This window comes from Micromonospora sp. WMMD712 (assembly GCF_029581295.1).
GTDB lineage: Bacteria > Actinomycetota > Actinomycetes > Mycobacteriales > Micromonosporaceae > Micromonospora > Micromonospora carbonacea.
Window position 1 is genome coordinate 1,137,662 of record NZ_CP120743.1, and the last position, 15,085, is coordinate 1,152,746.

Below are 15,085 nucleotides of genomic sequence, written 5' to 3' on the forward strand. Positions count from 1 at the left end.
CGCGACGGGGGGACCCCAGATGACCGAAGAGGGCGCGCCGCCGCCGCGGCCGGTACGGATCCTGCTCGCCGACGACCAGCCGCTGCTGCGCACCGGGTTCCGGATGGTGCTGGGCTCCGAGGAGGGGCTGGACATCGTGGCCGAGGCCGGCGACGGCGTGGAGGCGGTGGAGCTGTCGCGCCGGCTGCTGCCGGACGTGGTGCTGATGGACATCCGGATGCCCCGGATGGACGGGGTGGCCGCGACCCGGGCCATCGTCGAGGCCCGGCTGCCGGTGCGGGTGCTGATCCTGACGACGTTCGACCTCGACGAGTACGTGGTGGGCGCGCTGCGGGCCGGGGCCAGCGGTTTCCTGGCCAAGGACGTGCCGGCGGAGGACCTGGTGACGGCGATCCGCACGGTGGCCGCCGGGGAGGCGGTGGTCGCCCCGCGGATCCTCAAGCGGCTGCTGGACCGCTTCGCCGACTCGCTGCCCGATCCGACGGCGACGCCGCCCCGGGCGCTCAGCACGCTCACCGAGCGCGAGCGGGAGGTGCTGGTGCAGGTGGCGCGGGGGCTGTCCAACGCGGAGATCGCCCGGGAGTTGACGGTCAGCGAGACGACGGTGAAGACCCACGTCGGGCACGTGCTGACGAAGCTGGGGCTGCGCGACCGGGTGCAGGCCGTGGTGCTCGCGTACGAGTCGGGTCTGGTGCGGCCCCGGGGATAGCCGGCGGCGGCGCGCGCCCGTAGCGGTCAGGGGCAACCCTGAGCCGGCATCCGGGCCCACCCGCAGCGGGATTTCCGCCGCAGGTCCGCCCGAAGTCGGAGGGTTCGGCGGCGGCGGGGGCCGAGGATGGGCTCATGCCCGCACCGGGCCAGCGGGGGCCGGTGCGGCCCAGCCCGACGGAAGAGGTAGATGACGTGACCGCGACGACAGGCCGGCAGGCGCAGGCCGCTGCCCGTGCCAGCGACGTGTGGAAGGTGTACGGCAGCGGCGAGGCGCAGGTCGTCGCGCTGCGGGGGGTGAGCGCCGAGTTCGAACGGGGCCGGTTCACCGCGATCATGGGCCCGTCGGGGTCGGGCAAGTCGACGCTGATGCACTGCCTGGCGGGCCTGGACGCGGTGACCCGGGGCACGGTGGCGATCGGCGACACGACGGTGACGGGGCTCGGCGACGCCGGGCTGACGAAGCTGCGCCGCGACAAGGTGGGCTTCATCTTCCAGCAGTTCAACCTGCTGCCGACGCTGACGGCGAAGGAGAACATCCTGCTGCCGTTGTCGATCGCCGGGCGCAAGCCCGACCCGGCCTGGTACGACGTGGTGATCGCGACGGTGGGGTTGCGCGACCGGCTCGACCACCGCCCGGCGCAGCTCTCCGGCGGGCAGCAGCAGCGGGTGGCGTGCGCGCGGGCGCTGGTCGCCCGCCCCGAGGTGATCTTCGCCGACGAGCCGACGGGCAACCTGGACTCCCGCTCCGGCGCGGAGGTGCTGAGCTTCCTGCGCAACTCGGTGCGCGAGCACGGCCAGACGATCGTCATGGTGACCCACGACCCGACGGCCGCCGCGTACGCCGACCGGGTGGTGTTCCTCGCCGACGGGGAGATCGTGTCGGAGCTGATCGAGCCGACGGCCGACACGGTGCTGGACACGATGAAGAAGCTGGACGTCCCCGCCGCGACCGAGGTGGGCAACTGATGTTCCGGGCGACCATGAAGAGCCTGCTGGCGCGCAAGGTGCGCCTGGTCCTGTCCGGCCTGGCGGTGGTGCTCGGCGTCATGTTCGTCTCCGGGGCGTTCGTGCTCACCGACACCCTCGGCCGGTCCTTCGACGCGATCTTCGCCGACGCGTACGCCGGCGTCGACGTCAACGTGGCCGCGAAGCCGAAGCTGGAGGTGGGCGAGGGCGAGGGCGAGCAGGTGTCCGCTCCGTTCCCCGCGGACGTGGTGGACCGGGTGCGGGCGGTGCCCGGGGTGGCGTCGGCCACGGGCCTGGTCAACGCCGACGGGGCCCGGCTGATCGGCAGCAACGGCAAGGTCGTCACGTCGTTCGGTCCGCCGCAGCTCGGCACGAACTGGACGGGCGAGTCCGACCTGGTGCGGCTGCGCGAGGGGCGCGGCCCGCAGGCCGACGATGAGATCGCGGTCAACGCGGCACTGGCGAAGGCCGCGAAGGTGAAGGTGGGCGACCGGGTCGGCGCGCTGACCGCCTTCGAGTCGAAGCGGCGCGAGTTCACCCTGGTGGGCGTCTTCGGCTACAGCAGCGGCCGGGACACCATCGGCGGCGCGAACGAGGTCGCGTTCACCACGCCCGCCGCCCAGCAGCTGATGCTCGGCAAGCCCGGCACGTTCAACAACGTCACCGTGCGGGTCGCCGACGGGGTGCGCGCCGAGACGGTGCGCGACGACGTGGCCCGCACGCTGGGCGCCGGCTACGACGTGAAGACCGGCGCGGAGCTCTCCGCCGCCTCGTCGGCCGACCTGAAGGAGGATCTGTCGTTCTTCAACAAGGTGCTGCTCGGCTTCGCCGCGGTGGCGCTGCTGGTGGGCACGTTCCTGATCCTCAACACGTTCTCGATCATCGTGGCGCAGCGGACCCGGGAGCTGGCGCTGATGCGGGCCATCGGCGCGAGCGGGCGGCAGATCATCGGTTCGGTGGTGCTGGAGGCCCTCGCGGTCGGCCTGATCGCCTCGGTCCTCGGGCTGGGCGCGGGCGTCGGGGTGGGCGCGCTGCTGGCCTGGGCGTTCGGCAGGTTCGCCGGCGGGCTGGAGCTGGCCGGGATCGGGGTGCCGCCGCAGGCGGTGGTCGGCGCGTTCGCCGTCGGCATGCTGATCACGGTGGTCGCGGCGCTGCTGCCGGCGCTGCGGGCGGCGCGCATCCCGCCGATCGCGGCGATGCAGGACGTGGCCACCCCGGACCGGCCGCTGACGAAGGTCACGGTGTCCGGGGCGGTGGTCACCGCCCTCGGCGGCGGGCTGCTGGCCGTCGGCCTGACCGGCAACGCGGGCGGGGCCACGCTGACGGTGATCCTGGCCGGGGTGCTGTTCACGTTCATCGGGGTGGCGCTGCTGACCCCGCTGATCAGCCGCCCGGTGGTGTCGCTGCTCGGGGCGTTGTTCGCCTGGTCGGTGCCGGGCCGGCTGGGTCGGCTGAACTCGGGGCGCAACCCGCGCCGCACGGCGATCACCGCCGCCGCGCTGATGGTCGGCATCGCCCTGGTGACCGGGGTGACGGTGATCCTGGACTCGGCGAAGTCGAGCATCTCCGCCTCGGCGGAGCGCACGGTCGACGCGCAGCTGGTGATCTCCGGGGCGCAGACGGGGCCCCGGCCGCCCACGTTCGACGCGTCGGTGGTCGACAGGGCCGCCGCGCTGCCGGGGGTCGACGCGGTGCTGGGCGTCTACAACGACAACGCGATCGTCGACGGCGACCGGACGTACGTGGTGGCGCTGACCGACCTGGCCGCGATGGCCCGCATCTACGGCACCGTGCCGCAGTCGGGCACGGCCGCCACCCTCAAGCCGGACCAGGTGGCGCTGAGCGTGTCCGGCGCCAAGGAGCTGGGCAAGTCGGTCGGTGACCGGCTGACCGCGCAGTTCGCCCGGGGCGAGGGGCCGCACACGTACACGGTGGCGGCGGTGCTGCCCGACGAGCGGTCCATCGGGTCGATCATCCTGCCCCGGCAGGCGGGGCCGGAGTTCACCAACCCGGAGCCGTTCACGGCGCTGGTGCGGCTGACCCCGGGCACGCCGGTGTCGCAGGTGCAGCCGCAGCTCGACGCGCTGGTGGCCGACAACCCGGAGGTGTCGGTGGCCGACCGGGCCAGCTACATCGAGCAGCAGACCAGCGGCTTCGACACCCTGCTCACGATGATCCAGATCCTGTTGGCGCTGGCCATCGTGATCGCGGTGCTGGGCATCATCAACACCCTGGCGCTGTCGGTGCTGGAACGCACCCGGGAGCTGGGGCTGCTGCGGGCGATCGGGCTGCGCCGGGCGCAGACCATGCGGATGATCACCGTGGAGGCCGTGGTGATCTCCGTGTTCGGCGCGCTGCTCGGCGTCGCGGTCGGCACCGGCCTCGGCGCGGCGGTGGTGCGGGCGCTGAAGGACGAGGGGATCACCGACCTGGTGCTGCCGTGGTCGCAGATGGGGATCTTCCTCGGCCTGGCCGCGCTGATCGGGGTGGTCGCGGCGGCGCTGCCGGCGGTCCGCGCCGCCCGGATCAACGTCCTGGGCGCGATCGCCCACGACTGAGTCGCAAGGAAGGGCCCCCTGTTAACGCCTTCGGCATAGCAGGGGGCCCTTCTTAACGCCGAGCACCGGGACCGGCACCCACGCCGAGCGCCGGGACCGCTCGCCCACGGCGGGGCCGGGACCGGTCGCCCGGGCCGCCCGCCCTGGCCGGGGTCGCCCGGGGCGGGCGGCTGGCCGCGCGGACTACGACGGGATCGGCTGCCCGGGGGCGTCCGTCCGGTCCCGACCCCGGGCCGTCGGGGCCAGTCCCACCGTCAGGGCCAGCGCCACCAGCAGGGCGCTGACCCACAGCGGGGACCGGTAGCCCAGGCCGGCACCGATCGCGGCGCCGCCCAGCAGGGGGCCGATGGCCGCGCCCACGTTGAGGGCGACGGTGGCGAAGGAGCCGCCCAGCGACGGCGCGTCGGCGGCCCGATACAGCACCAGCGTGATCAGCGTGGCCCCGACGGCGAACGACAGCGTCCCCTGCACGAGGACGAGCAGGAACGCCACCGGGGCGATCGCCGCGGTCGCCGCGAACAGCAGCCAGCCGGCGAGCAGGGCCGGGCCGCCGGCCACCAGGACCGGCATCGGCCGGCTGTCGGAGAGCCGGCCGGCGACGGTGACGCCGGCGAACGATCCCAGGCCGAAGGCCGCCAGCAGCGCCGGCACCCACGCCCTGCCGTACCCGCTGACCTCGGTGACCAGCGGGGCCAGGTAGGTGAAGGTGCAGAACGTCGCGCCGTTGACCAGCGCGGCCAGCAGCAGGGTCACGGCCAGTCGGGGACGGCGCAGCGCGCGCAGCTCCCGCCGCGCGTCGGGCACGGGCGTGCCCGGCGGCGTGGGCGGCACCGAACGCAGGATCGCGAGGGCGGCGGGCACGGAGACGGCGGCCACCGCCCAGTACGCCGAGCGCCAGCCCCACAGGTTTCCGAGCACGGCGCCGACGGGCACGCCCGCGACGCAGGCGAGGGTGACGCCCCCGAGCAGCACGGCGGCGGCCCGGCCCTTGGCGTGGGGCCCGGCCAGGCCGGTCGCCGTGGCGAGGCCCACGGCCAGGAACCCGGCGTTGGCCACGGCACCGACGACGCGGGTGGCCAACAGGACGCCGAAGCTGCCGGTGACGGCCCCGACGACGTGGACGGCGACGAAGACGGTCAGGAAGACCAGCAGCGCCGAACGGCGGGGCCAGCGCAGGCTGAGCACGGCCATCAGCGGCGCCCCGACGATCATTCCGGCGGCGAAGGTCGAGGTGAGCGCGCCGGCTGCCGGGACTGAGACCCGCAGGTCGGCGGCGATGTCCGGGATCAGGCCGGCCAGCATGAACTCGGTTGTTCCCTGGGCGAAGACGGCGAGCCCGAGAATGTAGATCACAATTGGCATGAGGACTCCACAACCGCGTCGTGGGTGGATGGCGGGAACGCGGCGGGCCATGGCGCGGCGGATCGGTCCAGCCGGGCAGACGGGCACCGCCGCGCGAGGCGACCGGGAGCGACGGCAGCACGGGCCCGACAGGTCAGGGCGGCGGCTACGGCATCCCGGGCAACAGCGGCGGCGTGGGTGACGGCACGGCGACGAGACGCGCTGGCTCAGCCTGGGCCGAGCTGCACCGCGCCCTGGTCGGGGCCAGCCACCGCGCAGCGGTGGCTAGCGTCTGGATGCCTTGGGGCCGGACACGCAGCGGAGGATAGTGGCCACGCCGAGCACCGTCAACGGAGATCGACGTGGGCGCAGGGAGGCCGGCCGGGCGGGGCCGCCGGCATTCAGGTGGCCGCGGGCGGGTCGCCGAGCAGGGCGGCGAGCAGCTCCAGGTCCGCGCCGGTCAGGCTGTCGAGCTGGTGTACGCCGTCGGCCGGCGCGATCGGCACCTCCGCCGGCACCGCCAGCACGGCCGCGCCCGCGGCGAGGGCACTGGCCACCCCGGTCGGGGAGTCCTCGATCGCCACGCACCTGTCGATCGGCACGCCGAGCAGCCGGGCGGCCGTCAGGTACGGCTCGGGGTGCGGCTTCGCCGCGTCCACCTCGTCGCCGCAGACCACCGCGTCGAAGCTGTCCCGGCCCAGGGTGTCCAGCGCCACCTCCACCAGCGGCCGGCCGCTGGAGGTGACCAGGGCGGTGGGGATGCCGGCCGCGCGGACGGCCCGCAGCAGCGCCAGGGCGCCGGGCCGCCACCGCAGCCCGGTGCGGAACAGCTCCAGGATCCGGGCGTCGATCCACGCCGCGCTGGCCTGCGGGTCGCGGTGCGGCTGGCCGAGGTCGTCGTGCAGGATCCGCATCGCGTCGGCCATGCTGGTGCCGATCAGCGCCTTGCGCCCGGCGTCGGAGAGGGTGGCGCCGTACTCGGCGGCGAGCTCGCGCAGCGCGACGTCCCACAGCTTCTCGCTGTCGACCAGGGTGCCGTCCATGTCGAAGAGCACGGCGGCGGGGTGGTGGCTGCTCAGGGGGTCCTCCAGGCGTCGCGGGGTCGACCCGATCCTTGCAGCCGGCCCGCCCCGGCCGGGACCCGGTCCCCGCCCTGACCTGCGTCGGCCCGGTCGCCGCCGGGACCCGGTCCCCGCCGGGGACGCCGTCGGCCCGGCTCCCCGCCCGCCCTCAGCCCAGGTTGCAGGCCGCGAGGCCCTGCTCGTAGCCCCGGAAGAAGTGGTCGGTGCGTTGTTCGGCGGTGCCGTGCGCGCCCTCGGCGAACCACGGCTGGTCGGGGTCGTCGCCGACGGCGAGCAGCCCCTCCCGGAACTCGTCGAGGTCGCCGTCCTCCAGCCGCAGCTCACCGGCCTCGATCGAGCCGCCGATGTACGCCCCGGCCAGGCAGTCGGCCTGCAACTCCTGCTGGATGGTGAACTGGGCGCGCAGTCCGAGCCGCACCTGGATGCCGTGGGCGTACTCGTGGCCGAGCAGGTAGTAGAGGAACGCGTCGCCGACCTGCCGGAACGCCGCGACCGACCAGCGGACGTCGTAGGCGATGAAGTCGCCCGCCGAGCAGTAGACGGCGTTGTTGCGGGGCAGGGCCTGCCCGGCGCAGGAGACCTCGCCCTCCCGCTGGTAGGGCACGACCCGCCGGACCGGCTGGAACCGCCGGCCCGACGCCCGGAACTGCGCGGTCCAGTAGATCTCGGCCTTGTCCACCGCGACGGCCATGTCCTCCTGGAACTCGGCCACGCTGGTGGTGCCGTCGGCGCGGGTCTGCTCCCCCTGGGGCGAGCTGGGCTGGCGGGTCGACCGGGGCAGGGGTTGCTGCGGCGCGCCCTCGTTCACCCCGCCGACCACGCAGCCGCTGGCCAGCACCATCGCCGCCAGCAGACCGGCCAGCGGACCGCCGGGTCGACGTCCCGACCGTGCCGTCACAGTGCCTCCCGGGCTCGTCCCACCGGTCCACTACCCCGGCTCCCTGTCGATCATGCCCGGCCGGCGACCCGGTGACCATCCCCGATCGCGGTCGACCGGGGCCGCGCCCGTGGGCCGGGCCGCGCCGGGCCGGCGCGCGGCCCGCAGGGGTGGCGGCGCGGAATCAGGGGCTGGCGGCGAGGAAGACGAACGCGGCCAGTAGGACCAGGTGCACGCCGCCCTGCAACAGGGTGGCCCGGCCCGGCACCACGGTCAGCACGCCGGTGACGACGGTCAGCGCCAGCAGGGTCAGCTGGGTGCCGCCGAGCCCGAGCAGCAGCGGCCCGTCGAGCCAGATCGAGGCGATGGCGATGGCGGGGATGGTCAGGCCGATGCTGGCCATGGCCGACCCGAGGGCCAGGTTGAGGCTGATCTGCACCCGGTCGCGGCGGGCGGCGCGGGCTGCCGCGAGGGTCTCGGGCAGCAGCACCAGCAGCGCGATCACCACACCGACGAACGCCTGCGGCAGGTTCGCCGCCGAGACCCCGGCCTCGATCGCCGGGGACACCATCTTCGCGAGGCCCACCACGGCGATCAGCGCCACCAGCAGCATGATCAGGCTGGCCAGGGCGGCGCCGGTCGACGGCGGGTCGGCGTGCCCGTCGCCGTCGGCGTCGGCGACGGTCCCGTCGGAGGTGACCGGCAGGAAGTAGTCGCGGTGCCGGCCGGTCTGCACCAGCACGAACAGCCCGTACAGGGCGAGCGACGCCACGGCGGCGAAGACGAGCTGCGGCGGGGAGAACTCGGGGCCGGGCCGGCTGGTGGTGAAGGTCGGCACCACCAGGCTGAGGGTGGCCAGGGTGGCCACGGTGGCCAGGGCCCCGCCGGTGCCCTCGGGGTTGAACACCGCCACCCGGCGGCGCAGGGCCGCGAGCAGCAGGGACAGGCCGAGGATGCCGTTGCAGGTGATCATGACGGCGGCGAAGACCGTGTCCCGGGCCAGCGACACCGTCTTGTCCCCGCCGCTGATCATCAGGGTGACGATCAGGGCCACCTCGATCACCGTGACGGCGACGGCGAGGACCAGCGAGCCGAAGGGCTCGCCCACCTTGTGGGCGACCACCTCCGCGTGGTGCACGGCGGCGAGCACCGCCCCGGCGAGGAACGTCGCGACCACCCCCACGACCAACGGGGGCAGCTCCCTGCCCCAGGTCAGAGCCAGGATCACCACGGCCAGCACGGGCACGGTGAGGGTCCAGTCGGTGACACGGGAACGCAGGAGGGCCGGCATGGTGTCAACCCTGCCAGAAATCACGATCATCGCCCACAGTTCGGGACGCGCCCCGCTCCCGCGTCGGCTCGGCGCGGCTGGGCTGTTTCGGTCGCGGCCGATACCCGACAATGATGCCCGACAATACGGGAATGTGACTCGGGTAAGGGCTTCCCGCGCTCCGTAAGCAGGAGATGAACAAGCCTCACGACTGATGCGCGACTCAGTCAACGGTCGATAGGTTGTGACGCCCCCGAGTACCGGAGTCACACCATGTCATCTGGCGCCGCAACGCCACTGATCTCCGTCATCGTCCCCACCTACAACCGCGCGCCCCTGCTGCGCGGCACCCTGACCGCGCTCGCCGGCCAACGGATGCCCGCCGAGCGGTACGAGGTCGTCGTCGCCGACGACGGCTCCACCGACGACACCCGGCAGACCGTCGACGCGTTCGCCGACCGGCTGCGCCTGCGCTACCACTTCCAGCCCGACCTCGGCTTCCGCGCCGCCGCCGCCCGCAACGCCGGCGCCCGGCTCGCCACCGGCGACGTCCTCGCGTTCGTCGACACCGGCGTGCTGCCCGGCCCCGACTTCCTCGCCGCCCACCTCGCCGCCCACGCCCGGCCCGGGCCGCCCCGCGCCGTGCTCGGCTACACCTTCGGCTACCAGCCCGGCGACCCCCTCCCCGGGCTGGAGGCCGCGACCCGCGACCGCAGCCCCGAGGAGATCGTCCGCGCGTTCGGGGCGCTGCCCTCCTTCCAGGACGGCCGGCACGCCACCTTCGCCAGCACCGCCTTCGACCTGTCCCGGGTGCCCCTGGCCTGGCAGCTGTTCTGGTCGCTCAACTGCTCCGTGCCGGCGGCGGGCTTCCACGCCGTCGGCGGCTTCGACGAGGACTTCCGCTCCTGGGGCGGCGAGGACATCGAACTCGGCCTGCGCCTGGACCGCCACGGACTCGCCTTCGAGGTCAGCCGCGAGGCGTGGGCGGTGGACAGCCCCCACCCCCGGGAGGCCACCGGCGACACCGGCGACAACCCCAGCAACGTCCTGACCATCCTGCGCAAGCACCCCGAGCCGGTGCTGGAGCTGCTCTGGGCCTGGTTCGCCCGGCACCTGCCCCAACTGGAGGACACCCGCGCCTGGCACCTGCGCCAGGAGCTGCCCGCCATCCGCCGCGCCGTCAACCGGGTCCGCGCCCTCGACGTCACGGCCGAACTGGCCCGGCTGCGCGACACCGTGCCGCCCGGCGCCCGGATCGCCGTGTTCGGCTGCGGCGGCGAGCTGCCGCCCGGCTTCCCGCCCGCCCACCTGTTCGACTACGACGAGACGCTGCTCGCCAAGCTCCCCGACGACCCGGCGCACCCGGCCCGCCACGCCCTCGGCATCCGCACCGTCCTGCCCGACGACGCCGTCGACGTCGTCTGGCTGACCTCCCGGATGACCCCGCTGTGGCGGCGCTGGCGCGCCCACCTCCTCGCCGAGGCCCACCGCATCGGCGGCTCGGTGCAGGGCCCACTGGTGCAGGGGCCGCTGGCCGAGGTGGCCGCCGCCGCGTCCGTCGCGGCCGGCTGACCGGCCCGCCCCCGCCGCGTGCCGCCGGCCGACCCCCGTGCCGGCCGGCGGCACGCCACCCGGCCGGACCCCGCCCTCAGGCCCGAGGAGTACGCCAGATCCGCACCTCCGTGTCGGGCACCCGCTCGGCGAACCATCCGCCCGGCGACGACGCGAGGAGCAGGGCGCGCAGCTCGGCGTCGAACTCCGCCAGCCGCGTCCCGAACAGGTGCGGGGCCCCGTCCGACCGCGAGTGCACCCACGCCACGACGTCGTCGACCGACCGCCGCGCCACCACGCCGGAGGGCACCCGCAGCCGCGTCGGGCCCGCGAAGCCCGCCCCGGCCAGGACCTGCGCCTCGCCGCCCGGCGTCCCGCCCGGCAGGAACCCCCGACCGGCCCGCCGCACCGGCCCGAGCCAGCGGCGCACCAGGTCGGCGATCCCGTCGTACGGGGGCGTCGGATGCGGCAGCCCCTGCGTCGACGACGGCTCCGTGACCTCGCCGACGTGCACGAACGCCCCGCCCGGCGGCAGCATCCCCCGCACCGTGGCGGCGACGGCGTCCTGAACCGTCCAGTGGAACGACTGCGCGAACACCACCACCCGGAACACGCCCAGCCCGGCGGGCAGGTCCTCGGCCCGCGCGCGTACCCACCGGACGTTGCCCACGCCGTCGCGCGCGGCCCGCAGCCGCGCCCGGGCCAGCATCCCGGCGTCGGGGTCCACGCCCACCGCCTCGGCGAACCACCCGGCCAGCGGCACCGTCACCGTCCCCGGGCCGCAGCCCACATCCAGCAGCCGCCCCGAACCGTCGAGCCCCAGCTCGTCGGCGAGCGCCGCCACGAGTCCCTCCGCGTAGGGCAGGCGGCCCCGCTCGTAGTGCGCGGCGGCGCCCTCGAACAGCGACTCGTCCCACGCCCACCCGTCCGTCACGGCCGCACCCTACCGGTTGCCGAGACGACCAGCGGCCCGCTCATCCGCTCCGCCGCGGCCCGCCGGGATCGTGCCGATCGGGTGCCGTGGGCTGGGCTGTGGTGCTCCAGAGGCGCACGTCCGTGGTGGCGCGCAGGACGTCGCGGGCGGCGGTCACCGCCGGGCAGCCCGCCGTGCGGCAGACCGGACAGCGTCCGTCGGGCCCGGGGCGGTGGTCGCGCAGGACCCAGCGGGCGGTGAGGATCAGCCGGTTGCGGATCTGCGCCAGGGACAGGAACGGCGCGGTCATCGAATCAGGCCGATCGCCGTGGCCAGGTGCGCGACGCCGGCCGGCGCCGGGCCGCACCGGGCCACCTCGGCGATCACCGTACGCGCCGATGGCCGCACCCGGACCTCGGCCGGCGCGGCCCGATCCGCCTCGACCAGGGCACGGCCCGCCCCCAGCAGGTCACCGACCTGGAGGTACGCCCGCGCGACATCGACCAGGTAGGCGGCCCGGTGCTCGACGGGCAGTCGCCGCCAGCCGGGCAGCCTGACCGTCTGCGCGTGCTGGGCGATTGCCTCGCCGCCGTCGCCGAGTTCGACGGCCGCCGCGACCCGCGCCACCCGCACCGCCGCCGCCCCGAAGCCGGTGTGGTGGTGGTCCTGGCCGCCGTCAACCCGCTCGGCGATCTCGGCGGCCCGGTCGAGTAGTTCCGCCACGCTGCGGTGGTCGGCGCAGGTGGCGGCGGCAAGGGCCGCCTCGACCAGCAGAGTGCCGCACACCGCCAGATCCTGTGGCAGGGCCCCGTGGGGCACGCTCGGCGCGATCCGGTGGGCGGCGACGGTCGTCGCTGCCACAGCCACCCGACCCTGGCCTGACGCACGCAACGCCTGACCGAGCGGCACCGACGCCACCGCCGTCCACAGCGCGTCGCCGGTGGACAGAACCATGGCCCGGTCGGCCGCGAGCCACGCCACATCCGGCTCACCGAGCTTCACCAGCAGCGAGGCGACAATCCGATAGACCTGTCTCAGCAGGCCCGCCACGTCGCCCCCGCCACCGGCGGCGTGCGCGGAACTGGCGTCGGCGAGGAGGGCAGGCACCAGCCGCATCAACTGCGGGTAGTGCGCGTGCTGATATGTCAGCCACGCGTGCTCCACCCGCCGGTGCAACTCGCCCGTGGACCCTACCGGCCACACCTCAGGCCCGGCCGCGCGGATGTCGTGGCAGGCGAGCGCCGCCCGGACCCCCTGCACGCCCTCGGTTCCGCCGGTTCCCGCCCGCCGCACGTCACCGCCCAGCAGCAACGCCGCGTCCACCCGCAGCACCTCGGCGACTTCCTGGATGACGGAGAACCTGTCCAAGGCGCGAACGCCACGTTCGACCTTGTCCACCCAGCTCTTGGACTTGCCCAACCGGTCGGCGAGCATCTGCTGCGTCATCCGCCGCCGCGCCCGCCACTGCGCCACCCGACGCCCTATCGGCGGCTCACTGTTGTCCACGACGCCACCGCCGGTCCGGCACCGCCCGGGTCGTCTCCTCGACCGGTATCCGTTCGGCCTCGGCCTGGGCGAGGATCCGCTGTCTTGCCGCCTCCCGTTCATCCGTTTCCGCCTGCTCGCCCCGGCTCGGCCCTGGATCGCGCTGCGTGCCGCCCATCTGAAACCCTTCCGGAAGTGGCGCGGCCGGCTCTCCGGGAAGGACCGCCACCGCCGCGCTGACTCAGGGCCACGGCGGCAGTCAGATCGAAGCAGCCACATCCGTGATCAGAACGCTACGGACAGCACACACGGCCACTGGAACGCCTACGCACCACTATCGGATGGCTACTGCACGGTCATGCTCATCCGCTCACACAGGCCCCGCAGTTCCGGCGAGGCAGCGCCCCGGCGCAGCAACTCCCGGGCCGTCTCGCGCGCCGACGTCGACGAACGCGCGTGCTGCGGACCAACCCGCTCCGCCGCGAGCAGCATCCGCACCGCGTCCCGGCTCCGCCCGACCGCCTCCGCGGCCCGGCTCAGGTCCAGCCAGAAGTACACCTGCCGTACCGCCGGCAGGCCGCTCACGTCCACACCGGTGGCCGTCCGGATCGCCTCCTCCGGTCGGCCCGTGTCGAGCTGGAACGCCATCCGCCACAGCGCCACGTTCCGCGGGCCCCAGGCAAGATCCCAGCTCTCGGTCTCCCCCGTGTGCGCGGCGATCCGCGCCGCCTCGGCGAGATGCTCCTCCGCGCCCGCCCGGTCACGCAGGCCGGCGAGGTGATGGGCCCGCGCGAGATGCAGGAACCCGAGCACGTCCAGGGCCCCGTCCGCCCCGCTGCCCGCCAGGTCGGCGCCCGCCGCGTCGCACCATGCCCGCGCCGGCCCGTACGCGCCGGAGTAGGCCGACACCCGCGCCCGGTTGGCCGCTGCCACCCCCGCCGCCACCGGATCGTCCAGCAGTCCCGCCGCCTCCGCACAGCGTTCCGCCGCGAGCCACGCGTGAGCCGGATAGCCGACGTTGAGCAGGGAACCCATCGCGACCCCGTAGACGGGGACCATCTCCGCCAACGCCGCCCGCCGATCGGTCAGGCCGTGCATCGCGGGCACCAGGTCGACAAGCCTGCGCAGGGCACCCGCGTAGTCACACCGCCCGTACAGGGCACGCACGAGCCCTGCCTCCCGGCGCACCTGCTCGACGGTGGCCGGCATCTCCCGCGCGCCGACCATCGGCGTGTCCATCATGATCCGCCACACCCGCTCGGCATCGATCCGTGCCGCATCGAGCTGCCGATCGGCCGGCGTGTACGCCTGCCCGGTCAGATCGACCACCGAGCACTCCAGCGCCGCAGCAAGATCCACCACCATGTACCGGTCGGTGCGCTGCTGGCCACGCTCGATCCGCGACCACGACGTGTGGGAGATGCCAGCACGGCTGGCGGCATGCCGGATGCTCCAACCCCGCAGCTCGCGACGGGCCCGAATGCGATCACCGATCGACGGATCGACGGGTATGGGACGACGGGGCATCAGCGACACTCCCAGGTCGAGGGCTGGCGGCATTCCCGCTGGCATCAACCAGCGGACACTTCGGACGGTACACGCGAGCGCACTGAACGCAGTGTCACCCGGTGGAGTCCACGTCGGCGGCCGGCCGCCGCTGTCGCTGCCGTCGCGGTCAGTCAGCCACGGACGATGCCGGGCGGGGCGTGGCGCGGGCGCGCGGGGTGGCGGAGGCCGGCGAGGACGAGGGTGACGACCTGGTCCGCGTCGGCGCGGAAGTCCGGGTGGTCGTACGCCGCGCAGATGCCCTGGAGGGCGATCATGACAGCGCCGGCGCCCACGTCGGCGCGCATGGCTCCCGCCTCGACGGCGGAGGCCAGCAGGTCGGCGACGACCCGGTGCAGGGCCTGGGCGCCCTCGGCCATCGCCTCCGCGCGGGTGGCCATGAGCACCACGAGGGTGCGGGCGAGGCCCTGATGGGCGTCCAGGTGGGCGACGAGCCCGCGCAGGAAGGACTCCAGCGCCTCGTCGGCCGGGACGGTGGCGCGCAGGGTGCGGGCCCGGTCGCACAGGGCGGCGAGCTCCTCGCGGTAGACCGCCTCGGCGAGGGCTTCCCGGGTCGGGAAGTGGCGGTAGAGCGTGCCGGTGCCCACGCCGGCCAGCTTGGCGAAGTCGTCGAAGCGCAGGTCGAAGCCGTTGTCGGCGAAGAGTTCCCGCGCCTTGGCGAGCAGGGCGTCGCGGTTGCGGCGGGCGTCGGCGCGCAGCGGCTTGGCGTCGGTCACGTGCGGCCCCCGTTGACAAGTGGAGACGGTCTCCATATTTTGGAAGTGG

General features: G+C 74.6%; 14 protein-coding genes. 4 read left to right on the forward strand and 10 right to left on the reverse strand.

Annotated elements, in window-relative coordinates; all coding sequences use genetic code 11:
• Positions 1-19: 19 nt before the first annotated feature.
• The 3 genes from O7633_RS04575 to O7633_RS04585 all read left to right on the forward strand — a co-directional run bounded on the left by O7633_RS04575 (position 20) and on the right by O7633_RS04585 (position 4,235).
• A complete protein-coding gene (locus O7633_RS04575) occupies positions 20-709 on the forward strand; it encodes a response regulator transcription factor (RefSeq protein ID WP_178065168.1) in 690 nt (229 codons plus the stop codon).
• A gap of 194 nt (positions 710-903) precedes the next feature.
• Complete coding sequence (locus O7633_RS04580; RefSeq protein WP_074477159.1) at positions 904-1,677, forward strand: ABC transporter ATP-binding protein; 774 nt, start codon at positions 904-906, stop codon at positions 1,675-1,677.
• Complete coding sequence (locus tag O7633_RS04585) at positions 1,677-4,235, forward strand: ABC transporter permease (protein WP_282326244.1); 2,559 nt, start codon at positions 1,677-1,679, stop codon at positions 4,233-4,235. The genes O7633_RS04580 and O7633_RS04585 overlap by 1 nt, the downstream gene beginning before the upstream one ends.
• A gap of 183 nt (positions 4,236-4,418) precedes the next feature.
• On the opposite strand, the gene O7633_RS04590 is transcribed toward O7633_RS04585, so the two are convergent.
• The 4 genes from O7633_RS04590 to O7633_RS04605 form a co-directional block, all read right to left on the reverse strand.
• On the reverse strand, positions 4,419-5,597 hold the full coding sequence (locus O7633_RS04590) for a Cmx/CmrA family chloramphenicol efflux MFS transporter (RefSeq protein ID WP_282326246.1): 1,179 nt from the start codon (positions 5,595-5,597) through the stop codon (positions 4,419-4,421).
• 380 nt (positions 5,598-5,977) lie between these two features.
• The gene (locus O7633_RS04595; RefSeq protein ID WP_282326248.1) at positions 5,978-6,631 is read right to left on the reverse strand and encodes an HAD family phosphatase; all 654 of its coding nucleotides are present in this window, start codon (positions 6,629-6,631) and stop codon (positions 5,978-5,980) included.
• Between the two features lie 175 nt (positions 6,632-6,806).
• On the reverse strand, positions 6,807-7,556 hold the full coding sequence (locus O7633_RS04600; RefSeq protein ID WP_074477155.1) for a neutral zinc metallopeptidase: 750 nt from the start codon (positions 7,554-7,556) through the stop codon (positions 6,807-6,809).
• A gap of 163 nt (positions 7,557-7,719) precedes the next feature.
• The gene (locus tag O7633_RS04605) at positions 7,720-8,826 is read right to left on the reverse strand and encodes an ionic transporter y4hA (protein ID WP_282326250.1); all 1,107 of its coding nucleotides are present in this window, start codon (positions 8,824-8,826) and stop codon (positions 7,720-7,722) included.
• A gap of 252 nt (positions 8,827-9,078) precedes the next feature.
• Here O7633_RS04605 and O7633_RS04610 point away from each other — a divergent pair, with 252 nt between their 5' ends.
• On the forward strand, positions 9,079-10,377 hold the full coding sequence (locus O7633_RS04610; protein ID WP_278135776.1) for a glycosyltransferase: 1,299 nt from the start codon (positions 9,079-9,081) through the stop codon (positions 10,375-10,377).
• Between the two features lie 76 nt (positions 10,378-10,453).
• Here O7633_RS04610 and O7633_RS04615 read toward each other — a convergent pair whose 3' ends face one another.
• From O7633_RS04615 to O7633_RS04640, 6 genes are all read right to left on the reverse strand, one after another.
• A complete protein-coding gene (locus O7633_RS04615) occupies positions 10,454-11,290 on the reverse strand; it encodes a class I SAM-dependent methyltransferase (protein ID WP_282326251.1) in 837 nt (278 codons plus the stop codon).
• Positions 11,291-11,330: 40 nt separating this feature from the next.
• On the reverse strand, positions 11,331-11,579 hold the full coding sequence (locus O7633_RS04620; protein WP_282326253.1) for a hypothetical protein: 249 nt from the start codon (positions 11,577-11,579) through the stop codon (positions 11,331-11,333).
• Positions 11,576-12,775 (reverse strand): helix-turn-helix domain-containing protein, encoded by a 1,200-nt coding sequence (locus O7633_RS04625; protein ID WP_282326255.1) that lies wholly within the window; start codon positions 12,773-12,775, stop codon positions 11,576-11,578. Before O7633_RS04625 ends, O7633_RS04620 begins: the two co-directional genes overlap by 4 nt.
• Positions 12,762-12,932, reverse strand: coding sequence for a hypothetical protein (locus tag O7633_RS04630; protein ID WP_282326256.1), 171 nt, complete (start codon positions 12,930-12,932; stop codon positions 12,762-12,764). Before O7633_RS04630 ends, O7633_RS04625 begins: the two co-directional genes overlap by 14 nt.
• A 167-nt stretch (positions 12,933-13,099) precedes the next feature.
• Entirely contained in the window at positions 13,100-14,248 is a 1,149-nt protein-coding gene (locus O7633_RS04635) for a helix-turn-helix transcriptional regulator (protein ID WP_282328468.1), read from the reverse strand.
• Positions 14,249-14,433: 185 nt separating this feature from the next.
• Positions 14,434-15,036 (reverse strand): TetR/AcrR family transcriptional regulator, encoded by a 603-nt coding sequence (locus O7633_RS04640; RefSeq protein WP_282326257.1) that lies wholly within the window; start codon positions 15,034-15,036, stop codon positions 14,434-14,436.
• Between the last annotated feature and the right edge of the window lie 49 nt (positions 15,037-15,085).

Bases quoted from the DNA above. Each gene is read 5' to 3' on its own strand.
- O7633_RS04575 (WP_178065168.1), top strand. From the start codon at position 20: ATGACCGAAGAGGGCGCGCCGCCGCCGCGGCCGGTACGGATCCTGCTC.
- O7633_RS04605 (WP_282326250.1), bottom strand. From the start codon at position 8,826: ATGCCGGCCCTCCTGCGTTCCCGTGTCACCGACTGGACCCTCACCGTG.
- O7633_RS04610 (WP_278135776.1), top strand. From the start codon at position 9,079: ATGTCATCTGGCGCCGCAACGCCACTGATCTCCGTCATCGTCCCCACC.
- O7633_RS04590 (WP_282326246.1), bottom strand. From the start codon at position 5,597: ATGCCAATTGTGATCTACATTCTCGGGCTCGCCGTCTTCGCCCAGGGA.
- O7633_RS04630 (WP_282326256.1), bottom strand. From the start codon at position 12,932: ATGGGCGGCACGCAGCGCGATCCAGGGCCGAGCCGGGGCGAGCAGGCG.
- O7633_RS04585 (WP_282326244.1), top strand. From the start codon at position 1,677: ATGTTCCGGGCGACCATGAAGAGCCTGCTGGCGCGCAAGGTGCGCCTG.
- O7633_RS04620 (WP_282326253.1), bottom strand. From the start codon at position 11,579: ATGACCGCGCCGTTCCTGTCCCTGGCGCAGATCCGCAACCGGCTGATC.